Origin of the sequence: Spirochaeta isovalerica (genome assembly GCF_014207565.1) — a bacterium.
GTDB lineage: Bacteria > Spirochaetota > Spirochaetia > DSM-2461 > DSM-2461 > Spirochaeta_F > Spirochaeta_F isovalerica.
Genome location: NZ_JACHGJ010000001.1, coordinates 408774 through 426904 on the forward strand (window position 1 = coordinate 408774; position 18131 = coordinate 426904).

At 41.3% G+C, this 18131-nt stretch carries 18 protein-coding genes and 1 tRNA gene; 10 read left to right on the forward strand and 9 right to left on the reverse strand.

The annotated features are described in order from the left end of the window. Positions 1 to 13 precede the first annotated feature (13 nt). Positions 14 to 1192, forward strand: a complete 1179-nt coding sequence (locus tag HNR50_RS01755) for a sensor histidine kinase (protein ID WP_184742807.1) — start codon at positions 14 to 16, stop codon at positions 1190 to 1192. A 1-nt stretch (position 1193) separates the two neighbouring features. On the opposite strand, the gene HNR50_RS01760 is transcribed toward HNR50_RS01755, so the two are convergent. Further along, complete coding sequence (locus HNR50_RS01760; protein WP_184742809.1) at positions 1194 to 2069, reverse strand: HDOD domain-containing protein; 876 nt, start codon at positions 2067 to 2069, stop codon at positions 1194 to 1196. Beyond that, positions 2059 to 2859, reverse strand: a complete 801-nt coding sequence (locus HNR50_RS01765) for a TatD family hydrolase (protein WP_281389018.1) — start codon at positions 2857 to 2859, stop codon at positions 2059 to 2061. Before HNR50_RS01765 ends, HNR50_RS01760 begins: the two co-directional genes overlap by 11 nt. 97 nt (positions 2860 to 2956) lie before the next feature. Here HNR50_RS01765 and HNR50_RS01770 point away from each other — a divergent pair. Continuing rightward, a tRNA-Leu gene (locus tag HNR50_RS01770) sits at positions 2957 to 3041 on the forward strand. Positions 3042 to 3059: 18 nt separating this feature from the next. On the opposite strand, the gene HNR50_RS22260 is transcribed toward HNR50_RS01770, so the two are convergent. The 5 genes from HNR50_RS22260 to HNR50_RS01795 are packed head-to-tail and all read right to left on the reverse strand — an operon-like array spanning position 3060 to position 9137. Then, positions 3060 to 3701 (reverse strand): cache domain-containing protein, encoded by a 642-nt coding sequence (locus HNR50_RS22260; RefSeq protein WP_184742813.1) that lies wholly within the window; start codon positions 3699 to 3701, stop codon positions 3060 to 3062. Continuing rightward, a complete protein-coding gene (locus HNR50_RS01780; RefSeq protein WP_221439769.1) occupies positions 3698 to 5416 on the reverse strand; it encodes an ABC transporter substrate-binding protein in 1719 nt (572 codons plus the stop codon). Before HNR50_RS01780 ends, HNR50_RS22260 begins: the two co-directional genes overlap by 4 nt. Further along, complete coding sequence (locus tag HNR50_RS01785; RefSeq protein WP_184742815.1) at positions 5413 to 7428, reverse strand: ATP-binding protein; 2016 nt, start codon at positions 7426 to 7428, stop codon at positions 5413 to 5415. The genes HNR50_RS01780 and HNR50_RS01785 overlap by 4 nt, the downstream gene beginning before the upstream one ends. After that, positions 7425 to 8330, reverse strand: a complete 906-nt coding sequence (locus HNR50_RS01790; protein WP_221439770.1) for an ABC transporter substrate-binding protein — start codon at positions 8328 to 8330, stop codon at positions 7425 to 7427. The genes HNR50_RS01785 and HNR50_RS01790 overlap by 4 nt, the downstream gene beginning before the upstream one ends. 39 nt (positions 8331 to 8369) lie before the next feature. Continuing rightward, positions 8370 to 9137, reverse strand: coding sequence for a PilZ domain-containing protein (locus tag HNR50_RS01795; protein WP_184742821.1), 768 nt, complete (start codon positions 9135 to 9137; stop codon positions 8370 to 8372). A 72-nt stretch (positions 9138 to 9209) separates the two neighbouring features. On the opposite strand from HNR50_RS01795, the gene HNR50_RS22265 reads away from it, so the two are divergent. The 6 genes from HNR50_RS22265 (at position 9210) to HNR50_RS01825 (ending at position 13739) form a co-directional block, all read left to right on the forward strand. Then, positions 9210 to 9575, forward strand: a complete 366-nt coding sequence (locus HNR50_RS22265; RefSeq protein ID WP_184742824.1) for a LysR family transcriptional regulator — start codon at positions 9210 to 9212, stop codon at positions 9573 to 9575. 16 nt (positions 9576 to 9591) lie between these two features. Further along, the gene (locus tag HNR50_RS01805) at positions 9592 to 9927 is read left to right on the forward strand and encodes a hypothetical protein (RefSeq protein ID WP_184742827.1); all 336 of its coding nucleotides are present in this window, start codon (positions 9592 to 9594) and stop codon (positions 9925 to 9927) included. Positions 9928 to 9929: 2 nt separating this feature from the next. After that, complete coding sequence (locus tag HNR50_RS01810; protein ID WP_184742830.1) at positions 9930 to 10202, forward strand: HPr family phosphocarrier protein; 273 nt, start codon at positions 9930 to 9932, stop codon at positions 10200 to 10202. Between the two features lie 107 nt (positions 10203 to 10309). Continuing rightward, a complete protein-coding gene (locus HNR50_RS01815) occupies positions 10310 to 10957 on the forward strand; it encodes a methyltransferase domain-containing protein (RefSeq protein ID WP_184742833.1) in 648 nt (215 codons plus the stop codon). A gap of 174 nt (positions 10958 to 11131) precedes the next feature. After that, on the forward strand, positions 11132 to 12457 hold the full coding sequence (locus tag HNR50_RS01820) for a radical SAM/SPASM domain-containing protein (protein ID WP_184742836.1): 1326 nt from the start codon (positions 11132 to 11134) through the stop codon (positions 12455 to 12457). Continuing rightward, positions 12450 to 13739, forward strand: coding sequence for an FAD-dependent oxidoreductase (locus tag HNR50_RS01825; protein WP_184742839.1), 1290 nt, complete (start codon positions 12450 to 12452; stop codon positions 13737 to 13739). The genes HNR50_RS01820 and HNR50_RS01825 overlap by 8 nt, the downstream gene beginning before the upstream one ends. 65 nt (positions 13740 to 13804) lie before the next feature. Here HNR50_RS01825 and HNR50_RS01830 read toward each other — a convergent pair whose 3' ends face one another. Beyond that, positions 13805 to 14509, reverse strand: coding sequence for a 5'-methylthioadenosine/adenosylhomocysteine nucleosidase (locus HNR50_RS01830; protein WP_184742842.1), 705 nt, complete (start codon positions 14507 to 14509; stop codon positions 13805 to 13807). Beyond that, complete coding sequence (locus tag HNR50_RS01835; RefSeq protein WP_184742845.1) at positions 14506 to 15015, reverse strand: gamma carbonic anhydrase family protein; 510 nt, start codon at positions 15013 to 15015, stop codon at positions 14506 to 14508. The genes HNR50_RS01830 and HNR50_RS01835 overlap by 4 nt, the downstream gene beginning before the upstream one ends. 92 nt (positions 15016 to 15107) lie before the next feature. Here HNR50_RS01835 and HNR50_RS01840 point away from each other — a divergent pair, with 92 nt between their 5' ends. Continuing rightward, positions 15108 to 16766, forward strand: coding sequence for an alpha-glucosidase (locus HNR50_RS01840; RefSeq protein WP_184742848.1), 1659 nt, complete (start codon positions 15108 to 15110; stop codon positions 16764 to 16766). Positions 16767 to 16824: 58 nt separating this feature from the next. Further along, a complete protein-coding gene (gene hflX, locus HNR50_RS01845; protein ID WP_184742851.1) occupies positions 16825 to 18123 on the forward strand; it encodes a GTPase HflX in 1299 nt (432 codons plus the stop codon). Positions 18124 to 18131: the final 8 nt, after the last annotated feature.

Below are 18131 nucleotides of genomic sequence, written 5' to 3' on the forward strand. Positions count from 1 at the left end.
TATAATGCTGATTATGGATAATAAATGCTGTTCTAAGGATAAACTAAGAACGATCTCTCAGTTCAGTAATCTGAGTGAAAACGAACTGACTGTAATAGCCGGCGTCTGTCACTGCCGCGAATTTAAACAAAACGAAATAATTTTCCGGGAAGGCGATGTCGCAGATTCCGTATATCTTCTCATTGAAGGTTTTGTAGAAATCTGGAAGAACTATGGGACAGGAAAAAAAGATATCCTTGCACGACAGGATCAGGGTAACATCGTGGGAGAGATGGCTGTTATCGATGAACTGAAAAGAAGTGCATCCGTCATCGCAGGACAGGATATGATTGTATATATTATTCCCAGAGATGAGTTTATTTCCCTTTTGCGAAGACTGCCTGAATTATCTTTTGAATTCATGAAATCCATTTCCATGCTTGTTAGAAATAGCAATGAGAATTTTATAAATGAGCTTCAGGATCGGAATTTAAAACTGGAAAAGACAAATAAGAAGATACTTCAAATGCAGGATGAGCTACTCAGAAAGGAACGTTTATCAACCGTAGGTCAATTTTCATCAATGATTCTGCATGATCTTAGAAATCCCATATCCGTTATCAAAGGTTATTCAGATATCCTGCTTATGAAAGATTGTGACCCGAAAAGTGTTAGGGATTACGCTGGCGCAATACAGAGAGAAGCTCTGAATCTCAATAATCTAGCGGGAGAAATGCTTGATTATTCCCGGGGTGAAATCAAACTGAATTTAACCGTTACTATTCTTGACTCCCTGATTGATGAAGTATTTTCTGTCGTTAAGCGAAAAATGATCGGAGATAAAATAACACTTATAAAAGAAATAAATTTCAATGAGCCGGTTTTAATAGATAATGATCGCTTTTTCAGAGTCCTGGTTAATTTATGCGATAACTCAAGAAAGGCGCTATATAATGGCGGAGAGATTAAAGTCATTATCGATAAGGATAAAGATGATTTTCTAATACAAGTCATAGATGACGGTGATGGAATAGAAAAGGAAAAACTGGAACAGATCTTTGATCCCTTTACATCTTTTTCCAGAGCTGGCGGAACAGGCTTGGGTATGGTTATCGTAAAAAACATTGTCGAAGCACACAAAGGCAGTATTTCTGTAAAAAGTGAAGAACACCTCGGTACAACAGTTACTATATTATTGCCTCTGATGCAGTAATTCAATTATCAGGGATCAGGTTTACATTCAATGTCGACTGGCATTCATTGAAAAATCTGGATTGCTTAAGCTTCTCCAGATACGCTTCTGATGTGAAATAGTCAAAATCCGCTTTTGTAATACCGGTTGAGGCAAGCAAAGATTCAACTCTGGACGGATCGACATACTCCGGAATCCCGAAACCATGAATGACTGTTACGAAATCGCTAAGACTGACAGTATCTACCATTATGTCAGAGAAAGAATCGTCATGCGCGCATGAGTGCCGAGCCGTTTTCCGCAATTCTTCAGGGAAGTTCCAATATGTAAGTAAAGCTTCTCCGATAAGACACGAGTTGGTATTCATTTTTTCGAGCTCTAGACGACTGAGAGATTGAGAGTGGTCCTGATTTTCTTCTATCAATTGCATGTACTTGTCTTTATCTGAAAGAAACAGGGGAACCTCTCCAATTCTATGTAACAAAGCTGCTGTAAAATATTCATCACTATTGAAACTGCTGTCGATCAGCTCTGCTATATCTCGACATATAAAAGCTGAAATAATAGAGTGGCTCCAGAATAATTTATAGAAATAGGAATTCTCATTCTTTTTGAATAAACTGGCCCCGGCAAGTAGTAAAACCATGGTTTTTATTTTTTTAAAACCAATCAGGTTTACAGCTGTATCAAGCTCTTTTATCTCTGATCTTCTGGAGTAAAGTGCTGAATTAGCTATCTTTAAAATACTGGCTGATAAGTAAGGATCCAATGAAATCAGTTTCGTAAGACTTGAAGAAGAAAGATTATCACTGTTTTCGTTAAGCTGCATTATCTGGGTCGCTACTTCCGGTACAATAGGAATCTGTATCATATATTTTTCATATTTGTTATTTACCATCTATCGCCTCGCGTGAATGAAATAGATTGAGAAAATTCTGTGTTGTGAGTTGAGCTGTTTCATCAGCACCCAGGTTGAAGATATCGGCAATGCAATCAATTGTGTATCCGATGTAACCGGGATAATTTAATCTGCCTCTTTTCTTTTGCGGGGCCAAATAGGGAGCATCTGTCTCAACGAGAATTCTGTCCAGCGGGACATGTCGTACAGCTTCCCTGATTTCTTCAGATTTTTTGTAAGTAACGTTTCCCGCAAAAGAAATATAAAAACCGAGATCAACAAATTTCTTAACAAAATGAAAATTGGAAGAGAAACAATGTATGACTCCATTAGACGCTTTTTCGGATTTCAGCACTTCAAGAATTTCTTTATCCGCCAATCTGTTATGTACTATTAATGGAAGATCAAACTCTTTCGATAGTTGAATATGAACCCTGAACATTTCTTTCTGTCTTTCCGCGGAGACAGTATCCCAATGAAAGTCCAGTCCCGTTTCTCCAATAGCTGATACATGACCGGTTTGAATTTGCTCTCTTATCGAATTGGTCTGTAACTCAATATCTTTGATGTCATTAGGGTGTATTCCCGCAGATATGAATATTCCCGGGAATCTTTTCTTGTACTCAAGGCGTTCAGAAAAGTTTTCTTCATTAACTGAAGCGTCCAGAATATATTCCATGCCATTTGAAAAAACATCGGAAAGAAGTTGATCCACATCCAATCCTTTATCTTTCATCTCAAGAATGTGCGTATGACTGTCTGTGCTGCCGGGATAAATGTTGCTGTCCATATAATAAGTATAACTATGAGACCAGAGCTGTGGAAGAGAAAAAAAAGGAAATGATCCTTGACCAACCTGTAGTTGAATTGTAATATATCGGAGCAATGCCGGAATGGTGGAATTGGTAGACACAAGGGACTTAAAATCCCTCGGCCTTATCGGCTGTACGAGTTCAAGTCTCGTTTCCGGCATTCAATTCAAGCTAAATCCTATTTCTCTGGATTTAGCTTTTTTTTATTTAACAGAATTACAATACTATTCACAAGAATTTGCAGGATACCAAAGCCGATAAACAGAAAACCTGAGTTAAAAAGCGAACTTTCGAGTTCATTTGTATAGGCAATAGTACATATTAACCAGTCCCAGGACCATATATATTTCCCATAGATTATTTGCGGTTCATATATCTCTTTGCTGTATCTGGACTGCCACTCTGTTTTTCTTTGGAAATAACCGTCGCGTTTTGCTTCAGCAATGATTTCTCTAAAAAGGAAAGATCCGTTCTGATCGGTTTCATAATTCATGTTCCACCATGATAATTCAGGATAAAGTGGGTGGTGAACCATTCTGCCGGATCCATCAAGAATGAAGAAAAAGTTGTTATTACCGTATCTCATTTTATCTACTATCCTGAGATAGTCATTTTTTAAAGTATCCCGATACTCTTCTCCATTCAGTCTGATTTCCTTTTCCGTTGATTCTGCAAGAGAGTAGGGAATGTCTGAAGCCTGAGCCATAAGCTTTTCAACGTACGCTGAATCCTGATTTTCAAAGATACTGGAAGAGAAAAAATATAAAGCTATGAAAATTAAAATAGAAAACAGATTAATTGAGAATAATATACGTTTCACAGTTCATTTCTCCATTCCCTCAATAGTTTTTCATAGGAAACCGTTTGGGGTAGCGGCTCATCTGTTATTTCCGGCTTGGGAGAGCCATTTTGATTCAACCAGTAATCTTCACCTAAACTATGTTCTATTTCCGGGGAAAAGAGCGGTAGTTGCAACCGGGACATAAGTTCATCCTGTTCATTTGCAATTTTTGACATAGTTTCTTCAGGCGATGATACACCCCTGATAGATTCGGCAATATTCTTCCACCACAATTGAGACATACTGGAATAATAGGGTACATTCAAGCTGCTGGATGTCCATGATTTTTGTGCCTTGGATCGATAAAACTCAATTAAACCTCCATAAGATTCCATCCTCTTTGTAATATAGGCAGAATTGACAGTTGAAAATCTTACCGGTGTTCCTCCAATTAAATACTTTTTAAGAGAAACACTTTTAGATACACAGAATTGAGCCCACAGCCAGGCTGCGGCTCTTTTTTTACCGGTAATTCCTTTGGGGATGGTCCAGCTCCCGCAGTCCTGGTACCCGGATTTCATTCCCGGATCCCAGTATTTCCCATGCGGAGAAGGGGCTAATCTCCATTTGGGAGAGCCGTCGATATCAGTAACCGGGCTTGATGGTCTGTGAAAAGAAGGATCGGAAAGCCACGTCGTATATTGAAAAATCCTTTGGGCGACATCTCCTTCTGAAGCTCTTGTTCCCGCATCGCTCCATTCCCATTGCCGGGCTTCTGCCGGAGCATATTTGTTGAGCCATTCCAGGTACTTTTTCAGGGCATAAATTGCGGCCGGACTGTCAGTCGCACCACCTCTCCCTGTAGTTGAACCAACCGGGACATAATTTTCAACTCTAATGCCCCAATCATCAACCGGTAATCCGTTGGGGATTCCCGGATCTCCAACGCCGGCCATGGCTAGCCATGAATCAGTAAATCTCCAACCAAGAGAGGGCGATGGTTTTCCATAGTCGATATGTCCGTAAACCCTTTTGCCATCTATCCGGGTGTTGTTGAAGAATTCTGCAATATCTTCATAAGCAGACCAGTTTAATGGAACGCCCAATTCATACCCGTACTGGTCTTTAAAGAGTTGTTTTATATCTTTTCTTGTAAACCAGTCATAGCGGAACCAATATAAGTTAGCGAACTGCTGATCCGGTAGCTGCAATTGATTCTTATTATAATCCTGTCCCATTGATAAATTGAGAAAGTCATCTAAATCGAGATAAGGATCGGTAAATTGCCATCCTTCTCTCTCCATATAAGCTGATAGATTTACAACTGAACCCATTCTGAGGTGAGTGCCTATCATATCCGTGTCATTGACATATATATCATAGTGATAATTATTATTTTCTATTTGATCCATTATATCCCGGACGAGGTTTCCTTCCGGTTGGATTTTGTGATCAACTCTTATGCCGGTAATTTCCTCAAAGGCTTTCGAAAGAAACTGGCTTTCCCAATAATGGGTCTCGATGTTTTCTGCAGTGGACAGTACGGTAATACCTTTCAAATCCTGAGACACATATTCAAACCATTGAAGTTCGCGCAATCTTTCATTCCAGCTGAAAACTGAGGGATCGAAAATATAAGCCCACTTCATTACGGAATCACTGAATTCTGAATCGGAATTGTATTCCCTATACCCTTTTGTACAGGACACAAAGACCATTAAGGGAATAACCAGAAGCAGAACAGACCGTTTCATAAGCCTTTTTCCCTGTCTCTGATAGCTGTTAGTGGCAGCGATATAATAAAAAGAGTACCTTTGTCATCTGATTTCTCAAGCCAGAGATTGCCTCCGTGATGATTCTTAATAATATAATAACTGATCGATAAGCCGAGTCCTTTTCCCTGGCTGATACCTTTTGTAGAGAAGAAGGGTTCAAAAACTCTTTTTTGAATTTCATCGTCGATCCCGGGACCATTGTCTTCTATTTCAATCTGCAGAGAGTTGACTCCCAGACTCGTACGGACGAAAATTTTCGGATCATTATGATCTGCGGTTTTCAATACCTGAAGGGCATTCCGGAAGATGTTGTAGAAAGCCTGTTCAAGTTTTTTTTCATTGCAGGGAATTGCCGGCAGATCGGGACTGTATTCCTCGATAACAGAAATTGATTCGTTGAGAAAATCCGAATGGAAATCCTCATCCATTTTTAATGAAATCAAGGCGTGTGACAGTATTTCCTCAACATGAAACAGGCTGTTTACAAAAGAATCACTCTGGCTGAATGTAACCATATCATCGACTATTTCCGCTGCTTTCCTGCCGGAGTCCAGAATTGATTGAATCATTTCCGGGATATTCCTCATCTCGCTGTATTTTAAAATGGCATCGAGGCTTGTTCCCGCTTCCTCTGCCTTTTTGATATTTGCAGGTATATCGAGATTCAGCCTGCGTCTGATATTCTGAGCGGATTGCATCATTCCCGCCAGGGGGTTGTTAATCTCATGCGCCATGCCGGCTGCAAGGCCCCCCACAGACAACATCTTTTCAGATTGTTTAATCAGTTCTTCGAGTTGTACTCTTTCCGTAATGTTTCTGATCTGAAGAATTCCCAACTCATTCCGTTGCTCTTTGAGTGAAAAGTAGCTGATTTCTCCATAAAATTCTTCGCTTTCTCCGATAGTGACTTTGCCTTTTATATCTGCGAAAGTTTCATCAATCATAATTTTTTCTTTTATGAGAGGATATATTTCACAATCTTTATCTATGAGAGAAAAGAGGTTACTGCCAATGATATCTTTTCCATTGTGCCCGGAGACTCTTCGGGCTTCAGGATTCCAGGTGTTTATTGTAAAATCCCGATTCAGTCCAATCAATATATATGGCATGGAATCGATAATGTCTTTGAGGTAATGATTCAGATAGCTGATTTCGTTGCGGGCTCTGTCTCCCGAAAGTATTTCAAGTTTCAGAAGCTCATTGGATTTTGCCAGTTCTTCTGTTCTTTCTTCCACTCTGGTTTCCAGTTCAGTGTAGAGGCTGTGAAGGCTGTTTATCATATTATTAATGGCATGTTGAATCGTATCTATTTCATCTTTCGGGTCAGATAGTTTAATACGGGCCAGAAGGTTTCCTTTTTCTACATTATTCAAGCATTTCAAAGAGTCATTTATTCTTGAGGTGACGTTCTTTAATGAAAAATAGGTCAGGATCAACCCGGCAATTACAGGAATGATTGAAAGGGGGAGAACCAACCGCAGATAGTTACCGATCTCCCTGAAAAGATCCTCGGATGAGATTATCAGAATAATAATCCAGTCCCAGTAGGGGATCTTGACATATTTTAAAAAGAAAGCGCCCGACGCAGAGCTGCTGATATCCATTTCCCCGGAAATGTGAAGAAACATGTCACGTTCTAATTCCGGTAATGAATCCCTTTCCCTCGGGCTCGGGAAAACCCATTGATTCACAGCGGTATCAATTATTATCAGCCGGCTCTCTGTTGAATCTCGATTGTCAGACATTTTATCGAGAAAATCTCTTTTTGCCTGATTGATATATTGCGGATAATCATCCACTCCTGCTTTTTTCAAAATATCATGATCTGCTTCGATAAGACTGACGAGATTGTCCATATCTTTGCCAATCAGTTTTCGGTTGAGATCGTAAATAACCCGGTTCATTACTGAAATCCCTGTCAGTACGACAATCAAAGCCATCAGGGCCGGTATAACCAGAGAAAACAGATTAATCTTATAGGTCAGTCTCAATGATATACCTCCGCAACCCGGAGCATATGAATGGGGATAATGACCTCAAGAGATTCAGAAGTTGACATATTAATATGAATTCGGGGGTCGCTGTCGAATCTGATCGGAATATCGCCGGCTTTTTTTCCATTGTATAGCACATTTATTATTGAACCGGCCAGAAGTCTGCCCAGTTTAAGATAGTCCGGAGCCAGGCTTGCCAATACGCCTTTCCTGACCAGAAGATAGTTCAGGCTGAAAGAGGGAATTTTATTGCGAAGGAACACTTCCTTCTGAAAGTTTTCCAAAAAGAAATTCTGATTTCCCAATATAACGGCATCAACAATACCGGAGTATTGGTCCAGAAAAATATCAATGTCCCGGCTCTTTGAGCATTCTTCAATGAAAAATTCGATTGAAAGATTCCTGCACGCTTGTTCCATATAATGCAAATCAGCTTCAGAGGAGGGATTCCCTCTTTCCAATAAGAGTAAAACAGAATCAAGATGAGGAATGAGATTTTGCATAAAGGAAAGGAATTTCCCATAATCAGTGTAATAGCTTACTCCGGTAATATTGTTTCCCGGTCTCTCATTGTTGCGGATAAGACCGGTTTGCAATGGATTATTAATGGCACCGAGGAACACCGGGACATTCAGAGAATTATCCTGTAAATAATCTATGCTTTCATGTCCCATAAGGACTATGGCGTCCTTTTCCTGATTGTAGCGTTTGATTATCGCATCAAATTGTTCAAAGTTTTTCAGGTTTCCCTGTATTTCAACTCTCAGGTCAGGCACAAGTTCCGATAGCAGCTCCATGGAACCTGTTGTGATTTCTTCATTTAATCCAGAAGAGCCGATCCAGGCTGCGCCAAGATAAAAACTCTCTTCAGCTTCTGTTTCAAGGGAAACAAAAAACATCAGGAATATTAAAAAAGCAATTGATCTTATGCTCATCTTTTACCGTATATGAAGTTTTCTCTCCATTTCGTGCTGAAGAGTCCTGTTAATATATGACCTGAGTCTGGATTTAATCTGGCTGGTTACAAACTGATCGAAGAGAAGGACATAGAGCTTTTTTTCTCCTTCCTGAGAACGGAACCCAATGACGACAGCAGAAACACGGAGAAGGATTCCTCTCAATTTCAACTGTATGTCTTTCAGGTAGGTATTCTTTTCGAGATCTACTGAACTCTCCAGAGTCATTGCCATACCGACTGAACTTATATCCACAATATGACCTGATATCAGATTATTGTTGATCGTTACGTTTAGGGTCGCTTCCGAGGGATTGCATTTGGCTCTGACAAACTTCCTCTGTCCTTTGACCTCATTTGCTTCAAGTGTTTTGATTATGATTTTCGTACTTTCTGTCAAGCCTAGCTTCAGTTTTATAAAGCCGCAGGGCACCATTATATCCATAAGATACTTCTGGGCCAGATTAACATTTTCGTTATAAGTTACAATGCCTATTCGGGCATGACTGGATCCGGAAGTCTCCAGTATGGATCTGATAAGTTTTTCCCATTGAGGTTCTTCCAAACCTTCATCGATGTTTATAAACAGGATGGGGGAAGTGTAGAACTCGCAGATTGAAGAAACTTTTGTGTGATCATTAATAAAATATACTTCATACTCTCTGTCTATAAGATCCTGAATCAACTCATTCTGTATAACACTGTGAGGGTAGATAAAGAATACTTTTTTACCAAATGTACTAACGTCCATGATGACCTCTGAATTTTTTTTCTTTACCATATATAATTCTAGTACATCGTTTATAAAAGCGCGGGAAAAGTTGTGGAGAAAAAATTAAAGCTGAAAGTTAGAATATACATCGAAGATGAAAAAAAGAATTCCTTTATGGGCATAGGTGTTTTGTGGCTTCTCGAAGGTATTGAAAATTGCGGTTCAATCAGACAGGCAGCCGGAGAAATGAATATGTCTTACACAAAAGCCCATCAGATTCTAAAAAATCTTGAAGAATCTCTCGGCGAAACAATTCTGCAGCGGCATAAAGGCGGAAATGAGCGATCGGGAACATCTTTAACTGGATTCGGTAAAACATTTCTGAAAAGTTACAGGAAATTCAATGAAAAAGTTGTTTCTGATACACAAATGGAGTTCGATCGGTTTTTGAAAGAAATGGAAATAGAGAGCGTCTGATTTTATAATGATGGATATGAGCCAAAATAATTTGTTAATTGTGGATTTGGAAAATCTTGAAACTGATGGACTCCGAGAAAAATTCAACACCATTAAAAGCTGGATCCGGCCCGGAAACGGAAAAGCAAAGATGCTTATCAATTGTAACAAACTAAAACTGACTAACAGTTTAATCGACTTTTTTATTGAGTTTTATTCTGAACGGGAAGATGATATTGCGGCTATTGCCATCAGCGGAGTCGGAAGCGGTGTTCGTAGAGTAATTCTTGACTCCACAGGTATTCCTTTTTTTTATGCTGAAGATAAAGAAGAGGGAATTGAGCTGCTGAATGATCTGGATGAGGATGTTTAAAAATGACAGAAGTACGTGCAACGATAAAGAATCGGCAGGGAATACATGTTCGGCCATCGGGTGTGATTATCAATGAAATTGAAAACATTAAAAGTGATATCATTCTTGAGGCCAAAGGTATATCCATGCCTCTTATGAGCATCATGGATCTTTTGGCTCTGGGGCTTCAGCACAATGAGGAGGTTCTTATAACAGTGAGTGGTGAAGATGAAAAAAACGCTTCAGAAAAATTAAAGGAACTGTTTGAACGGGAATATGATTTCCCTCCCCGATAAAAATTACAAAAAAATCTATATATGAATTGACGAATATAGATGATTCTGCTATATTCTCATTAAATAAAAAATTACCAAAATAAAGGTATTTATTGGATAATCAGTGTATGAGTGAAACAAATAAAGAAATTAACATTCGTTATAGCGTGCTCGCTCAGGATGACAGCTGCTGTCTATCCTGTGGAGGGGCGCTGGATAAAAGTGAAGCCGGACCCGGAGACGTATGTGTTGATCTGGGAAGCGGCAGGGGCACCGATGTACTCCGTCTGGCAGAAATAGTTGGAGATGAAGGCTTCGTCTATGGTCTCGACCTCTCTGACGGGATGATCTCTAAAGCGAAAAAAACCGCAGAGCGAATGGGTGTTCAGAACGTTGAATTTATCCAGACAGATCTTTCAGAGATTCCTCTGGAGGAAAAATCTGTCGATATCATTATTTCCAACTGCGTGCTCAACCATGTTTCGGATAAGCAGAAGATATGGAATGAAATCTACAGAATACTGAAAAAAGGCGGTACGTTTACCGTTAGCGATATTTACTCATCAGAACCTGTACCTGCTGAATATGCAAATGATCCCGCAGCTATAGCCGAATGCTGGGCTGGTTCTGTTACCAGAGATGTGTATCTCGAGACACTGGCCAATGCCGGGTTCGATAATATCGAAATCCTCGAAGAAAGCGCACCTTATGAAAAAGGGAAAATTTTATGTTCCAGCTGGACAATACGCGGTACCCGTACCCGTTGCTGCGGCTGAAGCATTAATAAAATGGAATGAGGAGGTGTAATATGAAATCACTTGTTCGTAAAACAAAAGCAACTGATAAAAAAGTTGCACAGTGTTGTGCCAAGATCTCTACAGTTGTAGCGGGTTGTCACGACTAAATGGTTCTGATGGGGTCGGAAACGGCCCCATCTTCAGGGAGAGTTCATGGTTTTTTCAAAACATAATATATTTTCAAAAATTACTGATTCTGAAAATTATTTCATTGTAAATCCTCTTTCGGGGCAGGCGGACATTCTTCCTCCCGAAAAAGCACAGGAAATATTAGAAAAGAAATATACAGATATCGATGAGTACGTTGAGAAAGGGTATATCGTCGATGAAAAGGAAGAAGAGAAAGTTTACAAACGTGCTTATCTTGATTTCCTCGATAATCGAGATGATTCAGAAATACAGATCTTTTTCGTCCCCTGGTATACCTGTAACTTTAAATGTACATACTGCTACCAGGAAGGATATTCCGAAAAAGATGAATCAATTTCTCCTGACGTGATTGATGCTTTTTTCGAATATGTGAACAGAGAATTTGCCGGCAAACCCAAATATGTAACGGTTTTCGGTGGCGAACCGCTTCTTCCCGGAGTCAACAGTAAAGCTTCCATTGAGTATCTTGTGAATAAAGCAAACGAGAACAATCTGGATCTGGCTTTCGTTACAAACGGCTATGCTCTGGAAGAATATGTTCCCATTCTAAAGAAAGGAAGAATCCGTGAAGTTCAGGTAACCATAGACGGAACGAAAGAAGTTCATGATAGCCGGCGACCTCTCAAGGGAGGGAAAGACACCTTTGAAGCCATTGTGCGCGGTGTTGATAAAGCTCTTGAAGAAGGAATTATGATCAATCTCCGATCCGTTGTGGATAAGGATAATATGGAGAATCTTGTCGGTCTTGCAGATTATGCTATTGAGAAGGGATGGGCTTCCCACCCCGATTTCAAAACACAGCTGGGCCGAAATTATGAACTTCATTTCTGTCAGTCCGATCAGAACAGACTTTATGACAGAGTGGGGCTATACAAAGATCTCTATAAGCTCATTCTGGAGAATCCACAGTTCCTGGAGTACCATAAACCGGCTTATTCCATATCCAAATTCATTTTTGAAAATGGAGAGCTTCCCGATCCTCTATTTGATTCCTGTCCCGCCTGTAAGACTGAATGGGCTTTTGACTTTACGGGGAGAATCTACTCCTGTACGGCAACAGTCGGTAAATCGGGAGAATCGTTAGGTACATACTATCCTTCTGTAACCAGAAAGGATGAAGTGATAGACGAATGGGAGAGCAGAGATGTAACGACAATAGATAAGTGCCGTGATTGCTCTCTTCAGTTGGCTTGCGGCGGCGGTTGTGCTTCCGTAGCGAAAAATAATCATAAGGGAGAAATCCACTCACCGGACTGCAGGCCGGTTAGAGATCTGATGGAAATGGGAATTTCTCTTTACTTTGAAAAAGGAGTCTTGAATAATGACTGACAGAATCATTGAAATCAATGCTGATAAGTTTGACGAAGAAGTACTGAAAGGGGACAAAGTCGTCGTCGATTTCTACTCGACCGAATGTCCTCCCTGTGAAGCCCTGGCAACTAAATATGATGCCCTGAGCGAGCTTTACGGGAACGATATCAAATTTGTAAAAATCTTCCGCCAGGGTAATAAAGAACTGGCGACATCACTCGGTGTTACCGGGTCACCTACCGTTCTTTTCTACGAAAAGGGAGAAAGAACAGGCGACACTCTGTCGGGAGGTGTAAAGCGTTCAGATATGATGAGAAATCTCGACGCTCTTCTCGATGAGCCGAAAGTGAAAGAAATCCACGGTAAAATCAAACCCGTGGAAACGGAATGCGAAGTTATCGTCCTCGGTGGCGGACCTGCCGGTCTGACAGCCGGTCTTTACCTTGCGCAGGCTCATAACGATGTCATTCTGGTCGATACTCAGATGCCCGGAGGTTATGTTGCGACAACTCATCAGGTTTCCAACTATCCCGGATTTATTGATCCTCAACCGGGATTTATGCTCTCTCACTATATGAGCGAACAGGCAACTGCTGCGGGAGTGAAATACAGAGCCGCGGTTGAAATCACATCGATCGATCTCGAAAAGAAAGAAGTCGTAGTCGATAACGTCGAGACGCTGAGGGCAAAGAAAATCATTGTTTCCACCGGTTCCAACCCCAGACCTCTGGGGATCCCGGGAGAAATTGAATTCAGAGGAGACGGTATCTCCTACTGCGCGACTTGTGATGCGAAATATTTCGATGATAAGGAAGTTGTCGTTATCGGTGGTGGAAACTCCGCTATCGAAGAAGCGCTTTTTATCACAAAATTCGCTAAAAAAGTTAAAATCATACACCAGTTTGCGGAACTCCAGGCCAATAAAGAAGCTCAGGAGAAAGCCTTTGCCAACGATAAAATCGAATTTTATCTGGAACATGAGCCGAGAGAATTCAAAAAGCATGGCACAATGGACATGGAAGTCGTCGTTGAGGACCTGAAGACGAAAGAAATGAAGAGCATCAGAACAAACGGCATATTCGTTTTTGTCGGTTTCCAGGCCAATCTCGACGGCATGGAAGGACAGTTCGAACTTGACAACTGGGGCTATGTCAAAACCGATGATTTCATGAAAACTAATAAAAAAGACATTTTCGCAGTCGGAGACCTCCGTTCCAAAGCTTACAGACAGATCACAACTGCTGTTGCCGATGGTACTATCGCTGCCATTACAGCTTCAAGAGAGCTGGATAGCGAATAATCAGATTTCCCAGGCCCGGGTGTTAATCCATTCCCCAAAGGAACCTCCCGATTAACATCCGGGCTTTATTTGTCAATTTCATCTAATATATGCAGAACGATTTTTTTTGAATTAAAAGATGTATTCTTGAAAAAATCACGCAGATTGATCTTTTCGTTTTTTTCAGCCTTATCACTGATAGACCTCAAAATTACATGGGGTACATTGTTTACCTTGCAGACAAGGGCTACGGCTGCACCTTCCATGTCCACGCAATCTCCCGAGAGCTCCTCTTTCAGATATTGCCTTTCTTTATGCGAACGATTCCGGATGAATTGATCTCCTGTTAAAATACGGCCCGGTATCAGGTTCATATTTTCATTTTTCCAAGACATTGCCGCATCGAACAACTTACTATCCGATTTTATAAAACGATATTCCGTACCGGGGATCTGCCCACGGGGAATATTAAAACGGGACACATCCATATCGTGCTGCACGGCGTCTATTCCAACCAGAATATCTCCTATAGATAACCGGCTATTGATAGCTCCGGCGATTCCGGTAAAAATAAGTCCTTCCGGTTTATATTTGTCGATAAGAAATTGTGTCATCATAGCGGATAGAACTTTACCGACTCCGGATCGCGCGACAATAACATTATGTCCATCAATCAAACCTTTATAGAACCTGTGCTCATTAAATTCGATTATTTTGATATTCTGGAGTTCCTGTCTGAATTGCTCGATCTCTTCATCGAGGGCTCCCATAATTATAAAAAGCTTGCTCACAAAGATTCAGCCGTCTCATGAGCCAGGGTGAGGTATATGTCTGCACTCTGTTTCAATTTTTCATATTGATCATCACTGATTTTCGCAATAGCCTTCGCCGGCGACCCGACAATGAGACTCCGGGGCGGAAATTTCTTGCCCTGCGTGACCAGCGCGCCAGCGCCGACAACGGAACCTTCTCCGATAACAGCCTGATCCAGCACGACAGCCCCCATACCAATCAGGCATCTGTCTTCCACTGTGCATCCGTGAACAACTGCATTGTGTCCGACTGTGACTTCATCTCCGATTACTGTAGGATTCTCATGGCTGACATGCACTGTGGCGTTATCCTGGATGTTGGTGTTTGTGCCGATAATGACCGGAGCGACATCACCTCTGATTGTGGCACCGAACCACACTGAAGAACCTTCTCCTAAGGTCACATCTCCGATAATTGCGCAATTGGGCGCTTGAAAGGCAATTTTCTTCACATGGGGATTTTTATCTTTATATTTATAGACCATTAATACTCCTTTCGACTGACATATTATTCAACAGCTCAAAAAAAAAAGCTACACCTTTTGACACGTGCAATCGGTTGCATTATTATGCTCCCATGGAATGGTGGAAAGAAAAAGTTATTTATCAGATATACCCTCGTTCATTTGCCGACAGCAACAACGACGGGATCGGAGATTTAAAAGGTATAACCGGAAAGCTGGATTATTTAAAGGAGCTGGGGATCGGGGGCATCTGGCTGAGCCCTCATTATCCGTCTCCTTTTCTTGACTGCGGTTATGATGTTTCTGATTATACAGCCGTAGGCGAAGAATACGGATCCATCAATGACTTTATAGAGTTTTTGGATGAAGCCCATAAGCGGGATATCAAAGTCATACTGGATCTTGTTCTCAATCATACTTCAGATAAACACCGCTGGTTTGAAGAATCGAGATCCTCAAAAGATAACCCAAAGAGAGACTGGTATATCTGGAAAGAAAATAAAGGGGACTTTCCCAATGACTGGCAGAGCTGCTTTAACGGTTCTGCCTGGACTCTCGATGAAAAAACCAACGAATACTACTATCATTTTTTTCTTAAAGAGCAACCGGATCTGAACTGGAGAAATCCTGAAGTTAAAAAAGCTATGTTCGACGCCATGCGTTTCTGGCTGGATTTGGGAGTCGATGGCTTCAGGATCGATGCCATTACGGCCGTTTTTGAAGATGAAAATCTCACGAACCAGGGGATGACGCCTGAAGAATTCAAGAAGAAGACTGAAAACAGCGAAGTCGGGGGATTCCTGCAGGAAAACATATGGGAACACTATATGAGATATCAGATAAAACAGCCTGAACTTCACCAGTTGCTGCTGGAAATCCGTCAGCTTGCCGAAAGCTACGGACCCGACCGATTCCTCGTCGGAGAGTTGCCCGATACGGAATATCTCGGTCCCACAGGCAACGAATTGCATATGGTTTTCAATTTTCCTCTGATGTATGAAGGAATGGCGGGCAATACAGTTCTGGAGAACCAGAGAAAAAGGCTTCCCCTTCATCCGGAGGGGTCATGGCAGGGGAATACGCTGAGTAATCACGACCAATCCCGAATCCGGTCTAAATATGCCTCTGATGAAATAAAGCACCCCATTCTCAAGCAGGCGGTGTTTCTGATGATGACATTGAAAGGAACTCCGTTTATTTATTACGGCGAAGAACTGGGTATGCATGATTACAGTCCTGCGAGAGTGGAAGATTTTAAAGATCTGAAATCAGCCAACCTTTATTTTGAGGAAATTTCAGCAGGCACTCCAGCGGAGGACGCACTGGAAATAGCCAGGCAGGACACCCGTGACAGATGCCGGACTCCCATGCCCTGGAACCGGAAGCCGAATGGTGGATTCTCTTCTCCCGATGTTGATACATGGCTTCCTGTGGATCCCGAGTATCTCGAAGGGATAAATGTGGATGATGAAAAAAATGATCCCGCATCGCTCTGGAACTTCTATAAATCCATAATCAATTTCAGAAATAATCACAAAGTGCTCCAATACGGTGAGTATTCGGGAGTGGAGACGGACAATGACAATCTTCTCGTCTTTAAAAGAACACTTGAAGAGGAAATATATTATGTCATTATAAATTATTCGGAAAAGGGAATTCTCTGGAATACACCTGCGGGAATAAAAACTGAAATCATATTCGGTTCTGAACGGGATTACTTCGAAAATATTGTCTCCGGAGGCGCTTCAATTATATTGAAAGTTGTTGTCTAACATTCATAGAAGCGTTTATAGTGAACTAATGGAAATGAATGAAAGTATATTTGAGAGCATGCCTGAACGGGATATTTTATCCTTAAAGTGCGAGAGGGCATTTCTCGTTGGAATAAATGAGCAGCAGGAAGATATTTCCGAATCAAATTATCATCTTGAAGAGCTTCACAATCTCGTCGACACTATGGGAATCGCACCGGTAGACAGTATAATGGTAAAGCTGAGGGAGAAGAATTCCCGCTACCTGATCGGAAAGGGGAAAATGGAGGAAATCGGTGAACTTGCTGAAGATTGCCGTGCTGACCTGATCATTTTCGACTGTCAGCTTAGTCCTTCGCAGCAGCGGAACCTGGAACATCATTACAATATTGCCGTTATTGACCGTCAGGAAGTCATTATTGATATTTTTGCTGACAGAGCATCAACGAAAGAAGCTGTTCTCCAGGTCGCTCTGGCCAGAATGAAGTACAGCCTGCCGCGATTGACCCGGGCCTGGACTCATCTTTCCAAACAGAAAGGGGGCGTCCGCGGAACAAGGGGCAAAGGGGAGACCCAGCTGGAATCCGACCGCAGGCTCGTATTAAACAGAATCAACAATCTGAAAAAAGAACTGGAAAAAGTTAAAAAAAACAGGAATGTTCAGAGGAAAAAAAGACTGGAAAGACCGGTGCCTTCGATTTCCATTGTCGGATATACGAATGCCGGGAAATCATCTCTTCTCAATCTCCTGAGCGATGCCGATGTACTGACGGAAGATAAACTCTTTGCGACTCTTGATCCCACGACCCGTAAAATCAAGCTTGAAGGCGGAAGAGAAATTATCCTGACCGATACCGTCGGTTTTATCAGAAAACTTCCACATGACCTGATTGATGCCTTTAAATCGACCCTGGAAGAAGCTGTTCATGCCGATGTCATAATGCATGTCGTGGATGTTTCCAACCATGAATATGAAGAGCATATCAAAGTGACCGAAGATGTCCTTAAGGATCTCGGCGCGGGGGAGAAATCACAGATTCTGGTTTTTAATAAAACAGATATGATCGGCCATGATCCCGTACTTCTCGCCGGATTGAAAAATAGATATCCCCACTGCATCACTGTTTCCGTTAAAGAGCAGACGGGAATTGATGAGCTTTTGGAAAGAGTCACTCTGGAAATTGAAAAAGAATACGGTGCGGTCGAACTTCTGATCCCCTCTGACAAGTGGGATATTAATGCCTATATTCACAGAAACGGGAAAATACTGGAAGAGGAATATATTGAAGACGGAACCAGGATCAAAGCTGTTCTGACAGAAAAAGACAGGAATATTCTATCCCCCTATATCTATAAAAAAACCGATTTGAACCGATAATAAAAATG